Genomic DNA, 19,233 nt, shown 5'->3' with positions numbered 1-19,233 from the left:
ACGAAGTAGGGCGCCTTCACCTGTTCAGCGTTCCCCGGACGGGGTGGCGTGGCCCGAAACGACCGTCGGCCGTGTCCTTCCGGCAGGGAAGGACACGGCCGACGGCCCAGAGACGGCCCGGGGGAGCGGTCACCTGCTCTCGCCCGGGGCGATGTCACACGTCGAAGTAGAGCTCGAACTCGTGCGGGTGCGGACGCAGCTGCAGCGGGGCGATCTCGTTCGCGCGCTTGTAGTCGATCCACGTCTCGATCAGGTCGGGCGTGAAGACGTCGCCCTGGAGGAGGAACTCGTGGTCGGCCTCGAGGCGGTCGAGGACCGCGCCGAGGGAGGTCGGGACCTGGGCGACGTTCGCGTGCTCCTCGGGAGCCAGCTCGTACAGGTCCTTGTCGATCGGCTCGGCCGGCTCGATCTTGTTCTTGATGCCGTCCAGGCCCGCGAGGAGCAGCGCGGAGAAGGCCAGGTACGGGTTGCCGGAGGAGTCCGGGGCGCGGAACTCGACGCGCTTGGCCTTCGGGTTCGAGCCGGTGATCGGGATACGCATGGCCGCGGAGCGGTTGCGCTGCGAGTACACCAGGTTGATCGGCGCCTCGAAGCCCGGCACCAGACGGTGGTACGAGTTCACCGTCGGGTTGGTGAAGGCCAGCAGCGACGGGGCGTGCTTGAGGATGCCGCCGATGTAGTAGCGGGCGGTGTCCGACAGGCCCGCGTAACCGGCCTCGTCGTAGAACAGCGGGTCGCCGTTGCTCCACAGCGACTGGTGCACGTGCATGCCCGAGCCGTTGTCACCGAAGATCGGCTTCGGCATGAAGGTCGCGGTCTTGCCGTTGCGCCAGGCCACGTTCTTCACGATGTACTTGAAGAGCTGGAGGTCGTCGGCGGCGGCGAGCAGCGTGTTGAACTTGTAGTTGATCTCCGCCTGGCCGGCGGTGCCCACCTCGTGGTGCTGGCGCTCGACCTTCAGGCCCTGACGGTTCAGCTCCAGGGAGATCTCGGCGCGCAGGTCGGCGAAGTGGTCGACCGGCGGGACCGGGAAGTAGCCGCCCTTGTAACGGACCTTGTAACCACGGTTGTTCTCCAGGGCGCCGGTGTTCCAGGCACCCGCCTCGGAGTCGATGTGGTAGAAGGACTCGTTCGCGCCCGTCGAGAAGCGGACCGAGTCGAAGACGTAGAACTCGGCCTCGGGACCGAAGTACGCGGTGTCGGCGATGCCCGTCGACGCCAGGTACGCCTCCGCCTTCTTCGCCACGTTGCGCGGGTCACGGGAGTACTGCTCGCCCGTGATCGGGTCGTGGATGAAGAAGTTGATGTTGAGCGTCTTGTCCCGGCGGAACGGGTCGATGCGCGCGGTGGACAGGTCGGGTCGCAGGGCCATGTCCGACTCGTGGATGGCCTGGAAACCACGGATCGACGACCCGTCGAAGGCCTGCTCGTCGTCGGGGTCGAACGCCTCCGCGGGCAACGTGAAGTGCTGCATGACACCCGGCAGGTCGCAGAAGCGGACGTCGACGAACTTGACGTCCTCGTCCGCGATGTACTTCTTGGCCTCGTCGGCGTTCTGGAACATCCAGCTCCTCCTACTCCCGACCGTCCGCGCCGGGGTGGTAGATCGTTCGTGCGGCCAGTGCGGTGGCACACGCTGGTCTCGACCCTAGGGACCGGTGATTTCTCGGGCGTGACCCATTTGTTTCGCAGAAGTTAACCAGCCCCCTACCACCGTAGCCCCGACGCACCCTGGGCGCTCCGGCCGGAACCGGGCGCAGTACCGTGTTCGGGTGGACAACAGGCAAGCAATGGGATCCTGGCTCTCCGGGCCGCGCGCGGCCATGGAGGACGCCGGGGCCGACTTCGGCTACCGGGGCGAGCAGCTCGGCCTGCCCGAGGAGGGGCCGAACTCGATCGCACGGCCCGGCAGGCGCCTGGGGGCCCTGGCCGTCGACTGGGGACTGTGCGTGTTGATCGCATACGGTCTCATCACCCACGGCTACACCCCCGCGACCAGCAACTGGGCCCTGCTCGTCTTCTTCGCGATGAGCGCCCTGACGGTCGGCACCCTCGGCTCCACCCCGGGCAAGCGCCTCTTCGGCATCCGGGTCGTGGCCCTGCGGACCGGCACGGTCAACCCGGGGCGTTCCCTGCTGCGCACGGTCCTGCTGTGTCTCGCGATCCCCGCGCTGATCTGGGACCGCGACGGCCGTGGGCTGCACGACCGGCTCGCGCAGACGGTCGAGGTCCGCATCTAGCCCGCACCGCGTACGACGAAGGGGCCGCCCGGATCACTCCGGGCGGCCCCTTTCTCGACGAGGGGGACTAGCGGGCCTTCGGGCCGCCCCTGGGCATCCGCATGCCCTTGGGCATCGGGCCCTTCGGCAGCGGCATGTTGCTCATGAGGTCGCCCATGGCGCGCAGCCGGTCGTTGGTGGCGGTCACCTGGGGGCCGGTCAGCACCCGCGGGTACTTCAGCATGGTCGTGCGCAGCTTCTTCAGCGCGACCTGGCCCTCGCCGTTGCCGACGATCACGTCGTGCACCGGCACGTCCGCCACGATGCGGTTCATCTTCTTCTTCTCGGCGGCCAGCAGGCTCTTCACCCGGTTCGGGTTGCCCTCGGCGACCAGCACGATGCCGGCCTTGCCCACCGCGCGGTGCACGACGTCCTGGCTGCGGTTCATCGCCACCGCCGGAGTGGTCGTCCAGCCGCGGCCGATGTTGTCCAGCACGGCGGCGGCAGCGCCCGGCTGGCCCTCCATCTGCCCGAAGGCGGCCCGCTCGGCCCGGCGGCCGAAGACGATCGCCGTCGCGAGGACGCCGAGCAGCAGGCCCAGGATGCCGAGATAGACCGGGTGGCCGATCAGGAAGCCGATCGCGAGGAACACACCGAGGGTGCCGAGACCGACGGCCGCGAGTACAAGTCCGATCGTCTTGTCGGCCTTGCGGGTCATCTTGTACGTGAGGGCGATCTGCTTCAGTCGCCCTGCGTTCGCGGCGTCCGCCGCGGTTTCCTTCCTCGCCATGCCACGAAGTCTACGTGGCTCCGGGAGTGCCCACGACGGCAGTGTCCGGTGCCGTACGGCGGGGACGGGGCAGGGGGCCGGGAGGGTCAGGGGCGGCCGGTGGCCTGCTCCAGGAAGCGCTGGGCCTCCACACGGTCCTTGGCACGCCGGCGGTCCTCCAGCACGGAGGTCCAGGCGTTGCGGCGGGCGGTGCGCTGGCCGCTGCTCATGAGCAGGGACTCCACGGCGCGCAGGGCGTCGGTGAAGGACGGGATGGCGGTGGCGCGGACGGGCGCGGCCTGCATGATCGAGGTCCCCCCTCGGATCGAGTGTACGGGGTGTGATACCAGAGTCACTGTTTGGTGTTACCAGGGCGTGACCGACCGGTCAAACGCTGATGAAGCCTCGATGCGGACCCCCGGAACGCCGACGCGGCCCTGACGGCCGCCCTCATCAGCGAGGACGTTCAGGACCGCGTCGACTCGGCCATTACTGGCCAGTAAGTACTTGTGCGCGAGTTCACACGCTCGGCTCACACCGCCTGGGTGGCGACGTAGGAGCCGCGCTTCTCGACGGCCATCTGGTAGAGACGGCCGGCGCGGTACGAGGAACGGACCAGGGGACCGGACATCACACCGGAGAAGCCGATCTGCTCGGCCTCCTCCTTCAGCTCGACGAACTCGTGCGGCTTGACCCAGCGCTCCACCGGGTGGTGCCGGACGGAGGGGCGCAGGTACTGGGTGATGGTGATCAGCTCACAGCCGGCCTCGTGCAGCTGCCGCAGCGCCTCGCTGACCTCCTCGCGCGTCTCGCCCATGCCGAGGATCAGGTTCGACTTGGTCACCAGGCCGAAGTCGCGGGCGTCGGTGATGACCTTCAGCGAGCGCTCGTAGCGGAAGCCGGGGCGGATCCGCTTGAAGATCCGCGGGACCGTCTCGACGTTGTGCGCGAACACCTCGGGGCGGGCGGAGAAGACCTCCGCGAGCTGCTCGGGGACCGCGTTGAAATCGGGGGCCAGCAGCTCGACCTTGGTCCGGCCGGCCTCGCGGTCCGCCGTCTGCGCGTGGATCTGGCGCACGGTCTCGGCGTACAGCCAGGCGCCGCCGTCCTCCAGGTCGTCGCGGGCGACGCCGGTGATGGTGGCGTAGTTCAGGTCCATGGTGACCACGGACTCGCCCACACGGCGGGGCTCGTCCCGGTCGAGCGCCTCGGGCTTGCCGGTGTCGATCTGGCAGAAGTCGCAGCGCCGGGTGCACTGGTCGCCGCCGATGAGGAAGGTCGCCTCGCGGTCCTCCCAGCACTCGTAGATGTTCGGGCAGCCGGCTTCCTGGCAGACCGTGTGCAGGCCCTCGCTCTTCACGAGGTTCTGCATCTTCGTGTACTCGGGACCCATTTTCGCCCGGGTCTTGATCCACTCGGGCTTGCGCTCGATGGGGGTCTGGCTGTTGCGGACCTCCAGGCGCAGCATCTTGCGTCCGTCGGGTGCGACTGCGGACACGTCGGCTCCCTGTAGCTTCGATTCGTCGGCGTACACCAGGGTACGCCCGTACTGATTGGGCCCTGCCGGTGAGGCCAACCTCACGGCCGCAGGGTGCATTCCCTCGATCAGGCGGACGCCTTCTCGATCACCCGCGGCTTGAGCTCCGCGTTCTCCAGGATGTCGCGCAGGTGGCGCTCCACCACCGGCAGCACCTCCTCGATCGTGATGTCGCGGCCCAGCTCGGCCGCCAGCGAGGCCACCCCCGCGTCCCGGATGCCGCACGGGATGATGCGGTCGAACCACCGGTTGTCGGGGTTCACGTTGAACGAGAACCCGTGCATGGTGACACCCTTGGCGACCCGGATGCCGATCGCGGCGATCTTGCGGTCCTCGCGGCGCTGGCCGGCGTTGGAGGGCGCGTACTCCGGGCCGTTCAGCCGCGGGTCGAACTCCTCGTCGGCGATCCGCGGGTCGAAGTCGAGGGAGAGGCCGCCGAGCGCGGGCCGCTGCTCGACCGGGTCGCCGAGCACCCACACCCCGCTGCGGCCCTCGACCCGGGTGGTCTCCACGCCGTACTCGGCGCAGGTGCGGATCAGGGCCTCCTCCAGGCGCCGCACGTGCGCGACCACGTCCACCGGGCGCGGGAGCTTCTGGATCGGGTAGCCCACGAGCTGGCCGGGGCCGTGCCAGGTGATCTTGCCGCCGCGGTCCACGTCGATGACGGGGGTGCCGTCCAGCGGGCGCTCGCTGTCGTCGGTGCGCCGGCCGGCCGTGTACACCGGGGGGTGCTCCAGCAGCAGCACGGTGTCCGGGATCTCGTCGGCGAACCGGGCCGCGTGCACCCGGCGCTGCTCGTCCCACGCCTCCTGGTAATCGACGGCATCCGCGCCGAACCCCATGCGGACGAACCGCAACTCACTCACGGCAAGCGCCTCCCTCAGCGGACCGGTGTGTCAGGCCTGTAACGCGCCCACGCCACTGTACGTCCGCCCGTCACGCGTCAGCCCTGGGGCCAATCCTCACACGATCGGATGAATGCCTGGGGAAGCGTGCGATCAGCTGCTCACTCTCCGCTACATTCGCGCCGTTCGAGAGGCCAAATCGGCTGCTCACAGGCAATCCCGGCACTTCAGAGAAGTCCGGAAGGCAGGAGACCGCACCGCAGATGACGGACCGACCCGCGCAGCGCACCCCCAACCGCCAGCTCGCCGCGCTCATCGCAGAGGCGGGGTTCTCCAACGCGGGTCTGGCCCGACGCGTCGACCAGCTCGGTCTGGAGCACGGGCTGGACCTCAGATACGACAAGACGTCCGTCACCCGCTGGCTGCGTGGGCAGCAGCCCCGGGGCACGACGCCGGCCCTCATCGCCGAGGTGTTCACGCGCCGGCTCGGGCGCCGGCTCAGCGCCCAGGACCTCGGCCTGGACGCCTGCGCCCCGGTGTACGCCGGGCTGGAGTTCGCGGCCACCCCCGAGGAGGCCGTCGACATCGTCAGCGGGCTGTGGCGCAAGGACTCGGGCAGCCACGCCGAGCTGCGCAAGATCGCCTTCACTCCGGCCGGGCTCGTCGTGCCCAGCCGGGACTGGCTGATCGGCAAGGCCGACGACCGGGTGGCCCGCGAGCCGGCGCTCCGGGTACCCGCCCAGGCCCGTCCCGGCGCGCTCAAGGACCGCCCGGAGACCGTGCCGGCCCCGCCCCGGCCGCGCGGAACGACCGCCCGTGTCCCCGGGCACAAGGTCTCCGGCGGCGACATCGCCGCGCTGCGCTCGGTCGGCGAGCTGTTCCGCACCCTCGACGACGCCTACGGCGGCGGGCACGCCCGGCAGGCCCTCGTGCGGTACCTGGAGCACGAGTGCGAGCCGATGCTGCGCGGCAGTTACGACGAGCAGACCGGCCGCCGGCTGTTCGCCGCGGCGGCCGACCTCACCCGGCTCGCGGGCTGGACGTCGTACGACATCGCGGCGCACGGGCTCGCCCAGCGCTACTTCGTCCAGGCCCTGCGGCTCGCCCAAGCGGCCGGTGACCGGTCCTACGGCTCCTACGTCCTGGTCACCATGAGCCGCCAGGCCGTCTACCTCGGGCACGGCCGGGAGGCGGTGCAGCTCGCCCGGGTGGCCCAGCAGGGCGTGGGCACCGGCGCGCCCCCGGCCGTACAGGCGCTGCTGCACGCCTCCGAGGCCCGCGCGCACGGGGTGCTGGGGGAGGTGCGGGCGTGCACCGGCGCGCTGGTGCGGGCCGAGCGCGCCCTGGAGGCGGCCCGGCCCGGGGACGAGGTGCCGCACTGGGCCCGGTTCTTCGACGAGGCGCAGCTCGCCGACGAGTTCGGGCACTGCCACCGCGACCTCCACCAGTTCCGGGCGGCCGCGCAGCACGCCGAACGCTCCCTGCAGCTGCGCGCGCCCTCCTACGCCCGCAGCCGCCTCTTCTGCCGCGTCGTCCTCGCCACCGCCCGGCTCGGCCTCGGCGAACTCGACCAGGCCTGCGCCCTGGCCGCCGAGGCCGCCGGCCAGGCGGCGGAAATGCGCTCCGCCCGCGCGATCGAGTACGTCAGGGACTTCGAACGCCGCCTGGAGCCCTACAGGGACGCCCCACCGGCCCGGGGTTACCGGGAACGGGTCGCGGCACTGGGCTGAGCGGCCGGCGGCGGTGCTGGGCCGAGCGGCCGGAGTCGTGCCCGGTTGAGGTTCGGCCGGGTCACGCCGCGCGGGGCAGGGTGGCTGTCGGGTCCGCCCGGTGCAGGGAGCCCGCTGCGCCCAGGTCCGTCAGGATCGCCGACGCGGCCCGGTGGGCGGAGTGCAGGGCGCCCTGGACGGTGCTGGTGTCGCGGTGGTCGCCGCAGACGTACAGGCCGGCCAGCAGGCGCACCGGGCGGCGCAGGTCGTGCGGCGGGCGCATCGCCGGTACCGCTTCCGGGGTGTGATGCACCGCCAGCGTCTCCCAGCGGCGGGTCGGCGTGCCGTAGAGCCGGGTCAGATGGATGCGGACGGCGGTGTCGACCGCGTCGGGCGGTGTGCCCAGCACCGTCGACGAGATCAGCACCCGGCCGGCCGGCGCCCGGCTCGGGTCGACGCTGCTGAGCACCGCCGTGTGCGCCACCGGCCCGCCGCGGTCGGCGTCCAGCAGCAGCGAGGTGCCCGTCGCGAGCACCGCCGCCGGGTCGTCCGTGGTGTGGTGGACGACCGTCACCGGGTGGAAGTCCGGCACCCGCAGCCCCGGCAGCAGGTCGGCCGCGGCCCGCGCGTCGGTCGCCAGCAGCACCGCGCGGCAGCGGATCACCCCGTGCTCGGCCGTGGTCACCGCCGTCGTGGACACGGAGGTGACCCGCACCCCGGTGTGCACGGTGCCCGGCGGCAGCGTCCGGGCCAGCAGCTCCGGCACCGCCTCCGCACCGCCCTCCGGCACGCACAGCCGCCCGCTCGCGAAGGAGTGCAGCGCGAGGTCGGCGCACCTGCTGGAGGTGGTCAGGTCCGGATCGCACAGGAGGGCGGCCAGCAGCGGGCGCAGGAAGCCGTCGACGGTCCGCGCGGGCACCCCGCGGGCCGCGAGGGCCTGCGCGGCGGGCAGTTCGGGGCGGGCCAGCAGGCGCTCGACCGGTGTGGCGGCGATCCGGCCCAGGGCGGTGCCGAGGCGGGCCTGGTCGACGGCGCCGCCCACCGGCGCACCGGCCCGGCCCGGCACGGCCGACGATCCCCTGGGGGCGCTCGCCAGGGCGCGCACCACATGAAGTGCGCCCCTCGCGCTCCCCGTGGTCGCCGGTGCGCCGGCCCGGTGGGTGCGCCCGTCGCGGTGGAGCAGGACGCCCGGCGCGAAGCGGCGCAGGGCGAGCGAACCGAGCCCCGGGGTGAGGCGCAGTTCGGGACTGGACGTGGACAGCAGCTGCCCGATGCGGTCGAGGCGGAAGCCGTCCACCTTCTCGGTCGACATGCGGCCGCCCACCCAGGGGGCGGCCTCCAGGACTGCGGTCGATACTCCTGCGCTGGTGAGCCGGTGAGCCGCCGAGAGTCCGGCGATCCCGGCTCCCACGATGACGACGTCCACCTGGTACGCGGGCTCAAGCACGAGGCCCCTCCTGTGGTTGCGCGGCCGGTGGAGACGTCATGCCCCCAACAGGCCTCGGGAATACCCGAGTTCGGGTCGAGGGTAGGTTCGCTCTCGGTCAGGAACAGTCGCGCATCGACAGAGCACGGTCGCACGACGGTCGCATACGGTCACAAGGCAGCGCGGATCGCGTCGTCGACCTCAGGGAACGCGAACGCGAACCCCGACTCCAGCAGCCGCTTGGGCACCACCCGCGCACTGCCCAGCACCTCCCCGGCCATCTCGCCCAGCACCGACCGCAGGACGGGCGCCGGGACGGCGAACAGCGTCGGCCGCCGCAGCACCCGCCCCATCGCCTCGGTGACCTCACGGTTCGTCAGCGGCCGGGGCGCCGTCAGGTTGAACGGCCCGGACAGCGTGTCGTGGTCGATCAGATGCCGGATCGCGGCGACCTCGTCGTGCAGCGCGATGTACGACCAGTACTGCCGCCCGTCGCCCATCCGGCCCCCGAGCCCCGCCCTGAACAGCGGGAACAGCTTGGCCCAGGCCCCGCCGTCCCGGGCCACGACCAGCCCCGTGCGCAGCAGCACCGTCCGCACGCCCGCCTCCTGCACCGGCGCCGTCGCCTCCTCCCACTCCACGCAGAGCGACGGCAGAAAACCGTCCCCCGGCGGCGCGTCCTCGTCCACGGCCCGGTCGCCGGTGTCGCCGTAGACGCCCATCGCGCTGCCGTTCACGAAGACCCGCGGCGGTGTGTCCAGCGAGGCCACCGCCTCCGCCAGGGCGGCCGTGCCGAGCACCCGGCTGTCCCGGACCAGCCGCTTGTACTCGGGCGTCCAGCGCCGGTCCCCGATGCCCGCCCCGGCGAGATTGACCACCGCGTCGCAGCCGACCAGCCCCGCCGCGTCCACCTGCTGCCGTTCCGGGTCCCAGCGGACCTCGTCCGCCCCCCGGGGCGCGCGGCGCACCAGGCGCACCACCTCGTGCCCGTCCGCGGTCAGGGACCGCACCAGGGCGCTGCCGATGAGACCGGACGCGCCGGCCACCGCGATTCGCGAAGGTTCCATGAGGTCATCCTTACCCCGTGCGCCCCTAAGGTGGCCGTCATGTCCGCACCGTCCATACGTCTCGCCCTGCCCGCCGACGAGGAGCAGCTCGCCGTGCTCGACCGGACCGCCTGGTCCGTCCTGCACTCCGTGCAGCCCGCGCCGCTGCCGCCGTACCCGCCCTTCTTCGACGAGCGCCACCGGCCGCACGACTACCTGGTCGCCGAACACGACCGGCGGATCGTCGGCTACGTCCGCCTCGTGCGCGCCACCGCGTTGGCCGCCAACGCCCACGTGCGCCAGATCCAGGGCCTGGTGGTCTCCGACGAGGTCCGGGGCATGGGCGTGGGCCGGGCGCTGGTCCGGGCCGCGATCGAGGAGGCGCGCCGGCGCGGCGCACGCCGCCTCACCCTGCGCGTGCTCGGGCACAACGCCCCCGCGCGGGCGCTGTACGAGTCCGAGGGCTTCGTGGTCGAGGGCGTGCAGCCGGAGGAGTTCCTGCTCGACGGCGAGTACGTCGACGACGTGGCCATGGGCCGCTTCCTCTGAGCCCCACGGCTCCGCCGAGCCCCACGGCGCGCCGAGACCGGTCCTACGACGTGATCAGCCGGCCCGTGTCGACCGGGACCGTCGCCGAGCCCGCCCGGCCGGCGTCGCCCGCCACCTCGTCCGCCGTCAGGACGTAGCCCGTCTCCGTGTCCGAGGTGGAGCGGGCGAAGACCACCCCGAACACCCGGCCGTCCGTGGTCAGCAGCGGGCCGCCGGAGTTGCCCGGCAGCACCGTCGAGCGGATCGAGTAGATCTCCCGGGTGACCGTGCTGTCGCCGTAGATGTTCCGGCCCGTCGCCCGGATCCGGTTCGCCACCGTCGCCGCCTGCAGGTCCAGGCTGCCGTCCTGCGGATAGCCCGCGACCACCGCCGAGTCGCCGTGCGCCGCGCCCCGGTCGAACCGCAGCACCGGGGCGCGCAGCGCCGGCACGTACAGCACCGCCACGTCCCGGTCCGGGTCGAAGAGCACCACCCGGGCCGCGTACGCGGGACCGACCCCGCCCACCCGCACGCTCGGCCGGTCGATGCCCGCCACCACGTGCGCGTTCGTCATCACGTGCCGCGGCGTGTAGACGAAGCCGCTGCCCTCCCGCCCCTCGGTGCCGGAGGCGCCCTCGATCTTCACCGTGCTCCGCCGGGCCGCCTCGGTCGCGGCGGGCGTGACGTTGTCGCCGCTGGGCCGCGCCACCCGGGCCGTCGATTCGTTCTCGAACGGGTTGAAGACCTGCGGGAAACCCGCCTCCGTCAGCGCCGAGGTGGCCCGCGAGAACCACACCGGCGTGGTCGCCGGCATCGTCTGCTGCACCGCGCCCAGCAGCGTCGAACCCCGGATCGCCGTCGTCAGCGTCTGCGACGAGGACGCGCCCAGCACACTCGCCGCGACCCACGCCACGATCAGCACGGCCACCGAGTTGGCCGCCGCGCCCCCTATACCGTCCGCCACCCGCAGCGGACCCCGGCCCTCCCGGGCCAGCTCCCGGCGCAGCCGCAGCGCCAGCCGGCCCGCCAGCTCGTGCCCCACCATGCCCGGCAGCAGCACCGTCAGCACCGCGAGCACGGTCGCCTCGGCCGACCCGCGCGCCACCAGACCGGTCACCCACGGCAGCGCCCACACACCGACGACCGCACCGCCCACGAACCCGGCCAGCGACACACATCCGGCCACCAGCCCACGCCGGTAACCGGAGGCCGCGTAGCCGACGACCACCAGCACGAGCACCAGGTCGAGCAGGTCCACGGAGCCGCCTTTCTCTCGGACCCCCTAATACGGGCAGGACGGGCCCGGTGATCAGTCACGCGAGCGCGTGCACGACCCCGGACGGCGAACCGGCCACGTTCGGGTATACCCCCAGAAACGTCCCGCACCGGGACGATGGTTCCGCCAGGTGGCAGAGCGCACATCGCGAGCGGCCCCCGGGCGGCCCGACAGTGACACCATGCGTGCCTTCCGAAGAGCGCGGGCGCCACAGGAGCGGCGGGCCGGGCGGATCCCCGGCGGCGCCCTGGTCGCCCTGGGACTCCTGCCCGGCCTGACCGCCGTGCTCGCCCTGACCCTGAGCGCCCGCGGCGTCGAGCGTCCCGTCGCGGTCCCCCTGGGACCGGCCGGGGTACAGCCCGCCGCGGACCACACCGCCGGCCGGCCGCTCATCGTGCCGCGCTCCGCCTGGCTGGACCGCACCACCGCGCCGCGCACCCCGCCGCCCCCGCGCTACGACGACCGGGTCGTGGCCGTCTTCGTCCACCACACCGACTCGCCCAGCCGGTACGACTGCGCCGACGCGCCCCGGATCATCCGCGGCCTGTACGCCGGCCAGACCGGCCACCGCCGCTGGGACGACATCGGCTACAACTTCCTCGTCGACCGCTGCGGCACCATCTACGAGGGCCGCGCCGGAGGTGTCGACCGGCCCGTCACCGGCGCCCACACCCAGGGCTTCAACCACCGCACCGCCGGCATCGCCGCCCTCGGCACCTTCACCGCGGGTGCCTCCGTGCCCAAGGCCATGACGGACGCGATCGCCGCCCTCGCGGCCTGGAAGCTCGGTCTCGCCGGCATCGACCCGCGCGACCACGTCCACCTGGTCTCCAGCAGCGGCCTGAGCCGCTACCGGGCGGGCAGCACCGTCGTCCTGCCCGCCGTGTCCGGCCACACCGACGGCTACCCGACCAGCTGCCCCGGCGCCGCCCTGAGCGCCCGGCTCCCGCAGATCCGGGACACGGCCGCGCGCCTCCAGGGCCGGACGTCCACAGCCACGCAACAGGCGGCTCACCGGTCCCCCTGAGGCCGCCGCCCTACCGTCGGGGCATCGAGCACCGCGCCCCCGGGGCGCGCCGACGGGAGGCGGGGAGACGATGAGCGGTCGAACGGAACGGCAGGACGAGCGGCCGGAGTGGTCGGGGCGGTCGGAACAGCCGGAGCGGTCGCGGCGGCGGGCGCCTGCGGACCCGTCGTGGACGCGGGCGGCGCGCCGCCCCTGGACGGTCGCCTGCGTCGTGGCGGCCGTCGTGCTCGGACCGGCCGCGGCGACCGCGTCCGCGCTCGACCGGGCCAACGCCGCGCCGCTCCTGCACGCCCCGCAGCGCGGGACGCACCAGGGAACCGTCAGCCCCTGAAGCGGTCCCACAGCTTCGGGTACAGCTCGGCGAGGGCGTCCTCGCGCTCGAAGTCGACCGGTGTGCCCTCCGGCTCCGCGGGCGCCGGCTCGATCCCCAGGTCCGGGGCGACGGTGCCGGTGAGCTGCTCGTACGCCTCGTCCGCCGCGTAGCCCAGCTCCTCGCCGTCGCCGTCGATCTCCTCGTCGAAGTCGCCGAGCAGGTCGGCCAGGGTGTCGGGGGCGTGCAGCCCGCCCTCGAAGACCTCCCGGCCCTGGCCGATCAGCCAGCACCGGAAGTAGTCGAACGCGTCGTCGCTCGCCCCGTCCAGCAGCACCCAGGCGGCACCCCACAGGTCCCAGCGGTAGGCGCGGTTGTACCGGGCCTCGAAGTGACGGGCGAAGTCCAGGACCATGTCCGGGTCGAGCTGGAGCAGCCGGTCCAGGAGCAGGTCGGCCTGCTCCTCCGGGTCGCCCTCGGCGGCCTCGCGGGTGGCGTCGATCAGCTCCCAGAACTCCGTCTCGTCCATCACGCCACCAGCATCGGGCCTGAGCCGGTGGGGCGCACGTGGAGTGCGGCGGATCGTTATGTCCCGTACAGCGCGGCGAGCCGTACGGCGTCCCGCGCGAACCGCTCCCGCAGACCGCGCGGCGCGAGCACCTCGGCCTCGGGCCCGAGGGCCGTGAGCTGGTCGTGCGCCACCTCCTCCGACTCCACCGGCAGGGTCACCGTGACCCACCCGTCCCCGTCCGGCTCGCCCGCGCCGGCCAGCGCCTCCCGCGCGGAGAGCGGATCGACCACCCGCGGCAGCCCGCGCGCCCCGGCCGGGGACAGCCGTACGACGGCCTCGGCGCGCAGGATCGACCGCGCGAACCGCTCGGCCTGCGCCGCCCAGTGCGCGGGCAGGTCGAAGTCCGGGTCACGGGCGAAGCGCTCCTCGTGGACCTCGACGGCGCCGAAGCGGTCCATGCGGTACGTGCGGAAGGCACCGCCCTCGGGCACCCGCGCGCACAGGTACCAGACGCCCGCCTTCAGCACGAGCCCGTACGGCTCCAGCTCCCGCTCGACGGTGGTCTCCCCGCGCCGGTAGGCGGCGGTGATCCGCCGGTCCGCCCAGACGGCCTCGGCGATCACCGGCAGCGGCCCGGGCGTCCTCGGCTCCCGGAACCAGGCGGGCGCGTCCAGGTGGAACCGCTGGGCGGCGCTGTCCGGGGCGTCCCGCAGGGACGGCAGCAGGGCGGCGGCGACCTTGAGCCGGGCCGCCGAGGCCGCGTCCTCCAGGCCCATCTCCCGCAGCGCCCCCGGCACCCCGCTCAGGAACAGCGCCTCCGCCTCGCTCCGGGCCAGCCCGGTCAGCCGGGTCCGGTACCCGCCGACCAGCCGGTACCCGCCGGCCCGCCCCCGGTCGGCGTAGACCGGCACGCCCGCCTCCGACAGCGCCTGCGCGTCCCGGGTCACCGTGCGCTCCGACACCTCCAGCTCCCGCGCCAGCTCGGCGGCGGTCATGGAGGGCCGGGACTGGAGCAGGAGCACCATCTTGATGAGCCGGGCGGCACGCATGCCCTCATGATGCCGGGGGCCACCGACAGCGGACGGGGGACAGCAGAAGGGAACAGTAGAAGGGGTACGGCATCGGCCGTACCCCTTCTGTCGAACTCGGTGTGACTACAGCCCGTACATCTCGCGGGCTTCCTTCACCGCCGTCGCCTTGACCTCGCCGCGCTTGGCGAGCTGGGCCAGGGCCGCGACGACGATCGACGGGGCGTCGACGCCGAAGTGGCGGCGGGCGGCCTCACGGGTGTCCGACAGACCGAAGCCGTCGGCGCCCAGCGAGGACCAGTCCTGCTCGACCCACTGCGCGATCTGGTCCGGGACCTGGCGCATGTAGTCGGAGACCGCGAGGACCGGGCCCTCGGCGCCCTGCAGCGCCTGGCGGACGTACGGCAGCCGCTCCTCGCCGCGCAGCAGGGCCGCGTCGGCCTCGAGCGCGTCACGGCGCAGCTCCGTCCAGGAGGTCGCCGACCAGACGTCGGCGGCCACGCCCCACTCGTCGGCGAGCATCCGCTGCGCCTCGAGGGTCCAGTGGATCGCCGTGCCGGAGCCCAGCAGCTGGAGGCGCGGGGCGTTGGCCGGGACGGTCACGCCCGCGGACTCCGCCGTGTTGAAGCGGTACAGGCCCTTGACGATGCCCTCGTCGATGCCGAGGCCCTGCGGCTTCGCGGGCTGCGGCACCGGCTCGTTGTAGACCGTCAGGTAGTAGAAGACGTTCTGGTCCTCGCCCGGCTTGGCCTCGCCATACATCCGGCGCAGACCCTCACGGACGATCACCGCGATCTCGTAGGCGAACGCCGGGTCGTACGACAGCGCCGCCGGGTTGGTGGCCGCGATCACCGGGGAGTGGCCGTCGGCGTGCTGGAGGCCCTCGCCCGTCAGGGTCGTGCGGCCGGCCGTCGCGCCGACGAGGAAGCCGCGGCCGAGCTGGTCGCCGAGCTGCCACATCTGGTCGGCCGTGCGCTGCCAGCCGAACATCGAGTAGAAGATGTAGAACGGGATCATCGCCTCGCCGTGCGTCGCGTACGCGGTGGACGCGGCGATGAAGTCGGCCATGGAACCGGCCTCGGTGATCCCCTCGTTGAGGATCTGGCCGTTCTTGGCCTCCTTGTAGTACATCAGCTGGTCGCGGTCGACCGGCTCGTACGTCTGGCCCTTGGGGGAGTAGATGCCCAGGGACGGGAAGAGGCTCTCCATGCCGAAGGTGCGCGCCTCGTCGGGGACGATCGGCACCCAGCGCCGGCCCGTCTCCTTGTCGCGGACCAGGTCCTTGACCAGGCGGACGAAGGCCATGGTGGTGGCCACGTTCTGCGCGCCGGAGCCCTTGTCGAAGGAGGCGAACGCCTTCTCCGCGGGGGCGGGCAGCGGGGCCAGCGCGTGCGTGCGGCGGGCCGGGGCCGGGCCGCCGAGGGCCGCGCGGCGCTCCTGGAGGTAGCGGACCTCGGGGGAGTCGGCGCCCGGGTGACCGTAGGGCACCACGCCGTCGGCGAAGTCGCTGTCCTTGATCGGCAGGCCGAGCAGGTCGCGCATCGTCTTGAACTCGTCCACCGAGAGCTTCTTCATCTGGTGGTTGGCGTTCTTCGACGCGAAGCCCTCGCCGAGGGTGTGGCCCTTGACCGTCTGGGCCAGGATCACGGTAGGCGCGCCCTTGTGCTCGACGGCGGCCTTGTACGCGGCGAAGACCTTGCGGGCCTCGTGACCGCCGCGCGAGAGGTGGAAGCACTCGAGGATCTTGTCGTCGCTCAGCAGCTTCGCCATCTCGGCGAGCGCCGGGTCCTTGCCGAAGAAGTCCTCGCGGATGTAGGCGGCGCCGCGGGTCTGGTACGTCTGGACCTGGGCGTCCGGTACCTCGCGCAGCCGGCGTACGAGCGCGCCGGTGGTGTCGAGCTGGAACAGCTCGTCCCAGGCGGTGCCCCACAGCGTCTTGACGACGTTCCAGCCGGCGCCGCGGAACTGGGCCTCCAGCTCCTGCACGATCTTGAAGTTGGCGCGGACCGGGCCGTCGAGGCGCTGCAGGTTGCAGTTGATGACGAAGGTGAGGTTGTCCAGCTCCTCACGCGCGGCGAGCGCGATGGCCGCCGTCGACTCCGGCTCGTCCATCTCGCCGTCGCCGAGGAAGGCCCACACGTGCGAGGCGGAGACGTCCTTGATGCCGCGGCTGGTGAGGTAGCGGTTGAAGCGCGCCTGGTAGATCGCCGACAGCGGGCCGAGCCCCATGGAGACGGTCGGGAACTCCCAGAGCCAGGGCAGCCGGCGCGGGTGCGGGTACGACGGCAGGCCGTTGCCGCCGGCCTCCTGGCGGAAGTTGTCCAGGTGCGCCTCGTTCAGACGGCCGTCGAGGAAGGCGCGGGCGTAGATGCCGGGGGAGGCGTGGCCCTGGATGTACAGCTGGTCGCCGGAGCCGTCGCCCTCCTTGCCCTTGAAGAAGTGGTTGAAGCCGGTCTCGTACAGCCAGGCGGCGGAGGCGAAGGTGGCGATGTGGCCGCCGACGCCGTGCTTGGCGCCGCGGGTCACCATGGCGGCCGCGTTCCAGCGGTTCCAGGCGGTGATCCGGGCCTCCATCTCCGGGTCACCGGGCAGGCCCGGCTCCGCGGAGGTGGGGATGGTGTTGACGTAGTCGGTCTCGAGGAGCTTCGGCAGCGCGATGCCGCCCGCCTCGGCGCGTTCCAGCGTGCGCCGCATCAGGTACGCGGCGCGGTGCGGCCCGGCCTCCCGCGCGACGGCGTCCAGGGAGGCCTGCCATTCGGCGGTCTCCTCCGGGTCGCGGTCCGGGAGCTGGTCGAGCGCGCTCGGCTGGATGGCGTGGGGGTCGGTCATGTCGCCGCCTTCCTCAGTCGAAGGGGGTTCCCTCATCGTCAAGGGTTCGGGGTTGCCCTAGGTCTTTGGCAGGACAGGGCAGGGAGACTTCGGTGGAAGTCCGTCGGCGACTGTAACCCCCTGATCGATGATCGATCAAAGGGTTGAGGTCGAAAACCTCTTGATTCCGAGAAAGTCGGCACCGGGTGCCTTCGGCATGGGCACCCGGTGCCGTGTTCGATCAGGGTTTTCGCAGGTGAGCGCGGGTGTGCTCGGCTGCGTTCGAGGGGGTGCCCGGGTGGGTCAGGGGCGCGGGGCGCAGCCCAGTACGTGGGCCTTCACCAGCTCCGGGATGCGGGGGTCTCGGCGCTTGAAGGCCTGCACCAGCTCCTCGTGCTCCTCCGCGTACGACTGCTGGACCGTGCCCAGCCAGCGGATGGACAGGGCCGTGAAGACCTCGATGCCCAGGCCCTCCCAGGTGTGCAGGAGCACCGAGTTGTCCGCCGCGCGCACCAGCTCGCGGTGGAACCCCACCGTGTGGCGCACCTGGCCGGTGCCGTCGGCGGCGCGGTCGGCCTCGTAGAGGGCCAGGACGTGCGGCTCCAGGGCCGAGCAGTCCTCGGCGAGGCGTTCCGCCGCCAGCTCCGCCGCGATGGCCTCGAGGCCCGCCCGGACCGGGTAGCTCTCCTCCAGGTCGGCCGCGGTCAGGTTCCGCACCCGGACGCCCTTGTTGGGGGCCGACTCGATCAGCCGCAGCGACTCCAGCTCGCGCAGCGCCTCGCGCACCGGGGTCTGACTGACCTCCAGCTCGGTGGCGATCCGCCGCTCCACGATCCGCTCGCCCGGCTGCCAGCGCCCGCTGACGATTCCCTCCACGATGTGCTCGCGGATCTGTTCGCGCAGCGAGTGGACGACGGGCGCGGTCATGAGGGCTCCTTCGGGAAGGGCTGACGTTTAGACAATACGGCGGGTTCGCTCCGCGGGTAGGGCGTGCGGGGGCGCTTTGGCGCAGGTGAGACGAGACTTACACGGCGTGAGCGGGGGCTCGGCGCCCGGCTCCCCGGGAGGTTCCGGCCGCCCTCGTCACAAAGGCGACGCCCCGCCCGGGAAGTCCCGGGCGGGGCGTCGTACGTCCTGATGAGCGATCAGAGGCCCAGCTCGACCTCGAACTCGCCCGCCTCCAGGATCGCCTTGACGGCCGTCAGGTAACGGGCCGCGTCGGCGCCGTCGACCAGGCGGTGGTCGTAGGAGAGCGTCAGGTAGGTCATGTCGCGGACGCCGATGACCGTGCCCTCCTCGGTCTCGATGACGGCCGGACGCTTGACCGTGGCACCGATGCCGAGGATCGCGACCTGGCCCGGCGGCACGATGATCGTGTCGAACAGCGCGCCGCGCGAACCGGTGTTGGAGATGGTGAAGGTCGCGCCGGACAGCTCGTCCGGGGTGATCTTGTTGGCGCGGACCTTGCCGGCCAGCTCCGCCGTGGCCTTGGCGATGCCCGCGATGTTGAGGTCGCCGGCGTGCTTGATGACCGGGGTCATCAGGCCCTTCTCGGAGTCCACCGCGATACCGACGTTCTCGGTGTCGAAGTAGGTGATCGTGCCCTCGGCCTCGTTGATCTTGGCGTTGACGACCGCGTGGGCCTTCAGCGCCTGGGCCGCCGCCTTCACGAAGAACGGCATCGGGGAGAGCTTGACGCCCTCGCGCGCGGCGAAGGAGTCCTTGGCCTGGGCGCGCAGGCGCATCAGGCGCGTGACGTCCACCTCGACGACCGACGACAGCTGGGCCTGCTCGTGCAGCGCCTTGACCATGTTGTCGCCGATGACCTTGCGGATCCGCGGCATCTTCACGGTCTGGCCGCGCAGCGAGGAGACCTCCAGCGCGGGCGCCGCCTTCTTGGCGGCCGGGGCGGCGGCAGCGGCCGGAGCCGGGGCCGCGGCGGCCTTCGCGGCCTCGGCGGCCGCGAGGACGTCCTGCTTGCGGATACGGCCGCCGACGCCGGTGCCCTTGACGCCGGCCAGGTCGACGCCGTTCTCGGCGGCGAGCTTGCGCACCAGCGGGGTCACGTAGGCGCCCTCGTCGGTCGCCTGGGTGGCGGTCGGCGCGGTGGGCGCGGCCGCCGGGGTGACCGGAGCCGGGGCGGGCGCCGGAGCGGCCGGAGCGGGAGCGGCGGCCACGGGGGCCGGAGCCGGGG

Annotated in this window: 18 protein-coding genes; 5 read left to right on the top strand and 13 right to left on the bottom strand. The window is 72.6% G+C overall.

Features of this window, described 5'->3' with window-relative positions:
* Nucleotides 1–154: 154 nt before the first annotated feature.
* Nucleotides 155–1,564, bottom strand: coding sequence for a type I glutamate--ammonia ligase (gene glnA / locus PV343_RS34675; RefSeq protein WP_319151004.1), 1,410 nt, complete (start codon nucleotides 1,562–1,564; stop codon nucleotides 155–157).
* 208 nt (nucleotides 1,565–1,772) lie between these two features.
* Between glnA and PV343_RS34670 the strand changes: the two genes are divergently transcribed.
* Complete coding sequence (locus tag PV343_RS34670; RefSeq protein ID WP_319151003.1) at nucleotides 1,773–2,240, top strand: RDD family protein; 468 nt, start codon at nucleotides 1,773–1,775, stop codon at nucleotides 2,238–2,240.
* A 67-nt stretch (nucleotides 2,241–2,307) separates the two neighbouring features.
* Here the strand turns inward: PV343_RS34670 and PV343_RS34665 are convergent, their stop codons facing one another.
* From PV343_RS34665 to lipB, 4 genes are all read right to left on the bottom strand, one after another.
* Complete coding sequence (locus tag PV343_RS34665; RefSeq protein ID WP_319151002.1) at nucleotides 2,308–3,009, bottom strand: DUF4191 domain-containing protein; 702 nt, start codon at nucleotides 3,007–3,009, stop codon at nucleotides 2,308–2,310.
* Nucleotides 3,010–3,095: 86 nt separating this feature from the next.
* Entirely contained in the window at nucleotides 3,096–3,293 is a 198-nt protein-coding gene (locus PV343_RS34660; RefSeq protein ID WP_020939596.1) for a hypothetical protein, read from the bottom strand.
* A gap of 227 nt (nucleotides 3,294–3,520) precedes the next feature.
* Nucleotides 3,521–4,486 carry a lipoyl synthase gene (lipA, locus tag PV343_RS34655; RefSeq protein ID WP_319151001.1) on the bottom strand — a complete coding sequence of 322 codons (966 nt, stop codon included), beginning with the start codon at nucleotides 4,484–4,486 and terminating at the stop codon, nucleotides 3,521–3,523.
* A 107-nt stretch (nucleotides 4,487–4,593) separates the two neighbouring features.
* Nucleotides 4,594–5,391, bottom strand: a complete 798-nt coding sequence (lipB, locus tag PV343_RS34650) for a lipoyl(octanoyl) transferase LipB (protein WP_319151000.1) — start codon at nucleotides 5,389–5,391, stop codon at nucleotides 4,594–4,596.
* Nucleotides 5,392–5,633: 242 nt separating this feature from the next.
* Here lipB and PV343_RS34645 point away from each other — a divergent pair, with 242 nt between their 5' ends.
* Nucleotides 5,634–7,100 (top strand): regulator, encoded by a 1,467-nt coding sequence (locus PV343_RS34645; protein ID WP_319150999.1) that lies wholly within the window; start codon nucleotides 5,634–5,636, stop codon nucleotides 7,098–7,100.
* A gap of 61 nt (nucleotides 7,101–7,161) precedes the next feature.
* Here PV343_RS34645 and PV343_RS34640 read toward each other — a convergent pair whose 3' ends face one another.
* Nucleotides 7,162–8,526 (bottom strand): NAD(P)/FAD-dependent oxidoreductase, encoded by a 1,365-nt coding sequence (locus PV343_RS34640; RefSeq protein WP_319150998.1) that lies wholly within the window; start codon nucleotides 8,524–8,526, stop codon nucleotides 7,162–7,164.
* A gap of 149 nt (nucleotides 8,527–8,675) precedes the next feature.
* Nucleotides 8,676–9,572, bottom strand: a complete 897-nt coding sequence (locus tag PV343_RS34635; protein ID WP_319150997.1) for a TIGR01777 family oxidoreductase — start codon at nucleotides 9,570–9,572, stop codon at nucleotides 8,676–8,678.
* 39 nt (nucleotides 9,573–9,611) lie between these two features.
* Here PV343_RS34635 and PV343_RS34630 point away from each other — a divergent pair, with 39 nt between their 5' ends.
* On the top strand, nucleotides 9,612–10,100 hold the full coding sequence (locus PV343_RS34630) for a GNAT family N-acetyltransferase (protein WP_319150996.1): 489 nt from the start codon (nucleotides 9,612–9,614) through the stop codon (nucleotides 10,098–10,100).
* A 43-nt stretch (nucleotides 10,101–10,143) separates the two neighbouring features.
* On the opposite strand, the gene PV343_RS34625 is transcribed toward PV343_RS34630, so the two are convergent.
* Nucleotides 10,144–11,337 (bottom strand): MarP family serine protease, encoded by a 1,194-nt coding sequence (locus PV343_RS34625; RefSeq protein WP_319150995.1) that lies wholly within the window; start codon nucleotides 11,335–11,337, stop codon nucleotides 10,144–10,146.
* Nucleotides 11,338–11,536: 199 nt separating this feature from the next.
* Between PV343_RS34625 and PV343_RS34620 the strand changes: the two genes are divergently transcribed.
* Together PV343_RS34620 and PV343_RS34615 are read left to right on the top strand one after the other, a co-directional pair.
* On the top strand, nucleotides 11,537–12,382 hold the full coding sequence (locus PV343_RS34620; protein ID WP_319150994.1) for a peptidoglycan recognition protein: 846 nt from the start codon (nucleotides 11,537–11,539) through the stop codon (nucleotides 12,380–12,382).
* A 70-nt stretch (nucleotides 12,383–12,452) separates the two neighbouring features.
* Complete coding sequence (locus PV343_RS34615) at nucleotides 12,453–12,713, top strand: hypothetical protein (protein WP_319150993.1); 261 nt, start codon at nucleotides 12,453–12,455, stop codon at nucleotides 12,711–12,713.
* On the opposite strand, the gene PV343_RS34610 is transcribed toward PV343_RS34615, so the two are convergent.
* The 5 genes from PV343_RS34610 to sucB form a co-directional block, all read right to left on the bottom strand.
* Nucleotides 12,703–13,221 (bottom strand): DUF4240 domain-containing protein, encoded by a 519-nt coding sequence (locus PV343_RS34610; protein ID WP_319151048.1) that lies wholly within the window; start codon nucleotides 13,219–13,221, stop codon nucleotides 12,703–12,705. The genes PV343_RS34615 and PV343_RS34610 overlap by 11 nt on opposite strands.
* A gap of 56 nt (nucleotides 13,222–13,277) precedes the next feature.
* A complete protein-coding gene (locus tag PV343_RS34605; RefSeq protein ID WP_319150992.1) occupies nucleotides 13,278–14,252 on the bottom strand; it encodes a helix-turn-helix transcriptional regulator in 975 nt (324 codons plus the stop codon).
* Nucleotides 14,253–14,357: 105 nt separating this feature from the next.
* Complete coding sequence (gene aceE, locus PV343_RS34600) at nucleotides 14,358–17,060, bottom strand: pyruvate dehydrogenase (acetyl-transferring), homodimeric type (protein ID WP_319150991.1); 2,703 nt, start codon at nucleotides 17,058–17,060, stop codon at nucleotides 14,358–14,360.
* A gap of 282 nt (nucleotides 17,061–17,342) precedes the next feature.
* Nucleotides 17,343–17,966, bottom strand: coding sequence for a GntR family transcriptional regulator (locus tag PV343_RS34595; protein WP_020939583.1), 624 nt, complete (start codon nucleotides 17,964–17,966; stop codon nucleotides 17,343–17,345).
* Between the two features lie 218 nt (nucleotides 17,967–18,184).
* Nucleotides 18,185–19,233: 2-oxoglutarate dehydrogenase, E2 component, dihydrolipoamide succinyltransferase (sucB, locus tag PV343_RS34590; protein WP_319150990.1), on the bottom strand; the 1,049-nt coding region annotated here is incomplete at its 5' end.

The sequence above is a fragment of the Streptomyces sp. WI03-4A genome (genome assembly GCF_033792105.1).
GTDB classification, from domain to species: Bacteria; Actinomycetota; Actinomycetes; order Streptomycetales; family Streptomycetaceae; genus Streptomyces; species Streptomyces collinus_A.
This window is presented reverse-complemented; position numbering and strand designations above follow the sequence as displayed.

Excerpts from the sequence above, each read along its gene's own strand:
- glnA (WP_319151004.1), bottom strand. The coding sequence starts at position 1,564 with ATGTTCCAGAACGCCGACGAGGCCAAGAAGTACATCGCGGACGAGGAC.
- PV343_RS34665 (WP_319151002.1), bottom strand. The coding sequence starts at position 3,009 with ATGGCGAGGAAGGAAACCGCGGCGGACGCCGCGAACGCAGGGCGACTG.
- PV343_RS34660 (WP_020939596.1), bottom strand. The coding sequence starts at position 3,293 with ATGCAGGCCGCGCCCGTCCGCGCCACCGCCATCCCGTCCTTCACCGAC.
- PV343_RS34645 (WP_319150999.1), top strand. The coding sequence starts at position 5,634 with ATGACGGACCGACCCGCGCAGCGCACCCCCAACCGCCAGCTCGCCGCG.
- PV343_RS34635 (WP_319150997.1), bottom strand. The coding sequence starts at position 9,572 with ATGGAACCTTCGCGAATCGCGGTGGCCGGCGCGTCCGGTCTCATCGGC.
- PV343_RS34630 (WP_319150996.1), top strand. The coding sequence starts at position 9,612 with ATGTCCGCACCGTCCATACGTCTCGCCCTGCCCGCCGACGAGGAGCAG.
- PV343_RS34620 (WP_319150994.1), top strand. The coding sequence starts at position 11,537 with ATGCGTGCCTTCCGAAGAGCGCGGGCGCCACAGGAGCGGCGGGCCGGG.
- PV343_RS34615 (WP_319150993.1), top strand. The coding sequence starts at position 12,453 with ATGAGCGGTCGAACGGAACGGCAGGACGAGCGGCCGGAGTGGTCGGGG.
- PV343_RS34610 (WP_319151048.1), bottom strand. The coding sequence starts at position 13,221 with ATGGACGAGACGGAGTTCTGGGAGCTGATCGACGCCACCCGCGAGGCC.
- PV343_RS34605 (WP_319150992.1), bottom strand. The coding sequence starts at position 14,252 with ATGCGTGCCGCCCGGCTCATCAAGATGGTGCTCCTGCTCCAGTCCCGG.
- aceE (WP_319150991.1), bottom strand. The coding sequence starts at position 17,060 with ATGACCGACCCCCACGCCATCCAGCCGAGCGCGCTCGACCAGCTCCCG.
- PV343_RS34595 (WP_020939583.1), bottom strand. The coding sequence starts at position 17,966 with ATGACCGCGCCCGTCGTCCACTCGCTGCGCGAACAGATCCGCGAGCAC.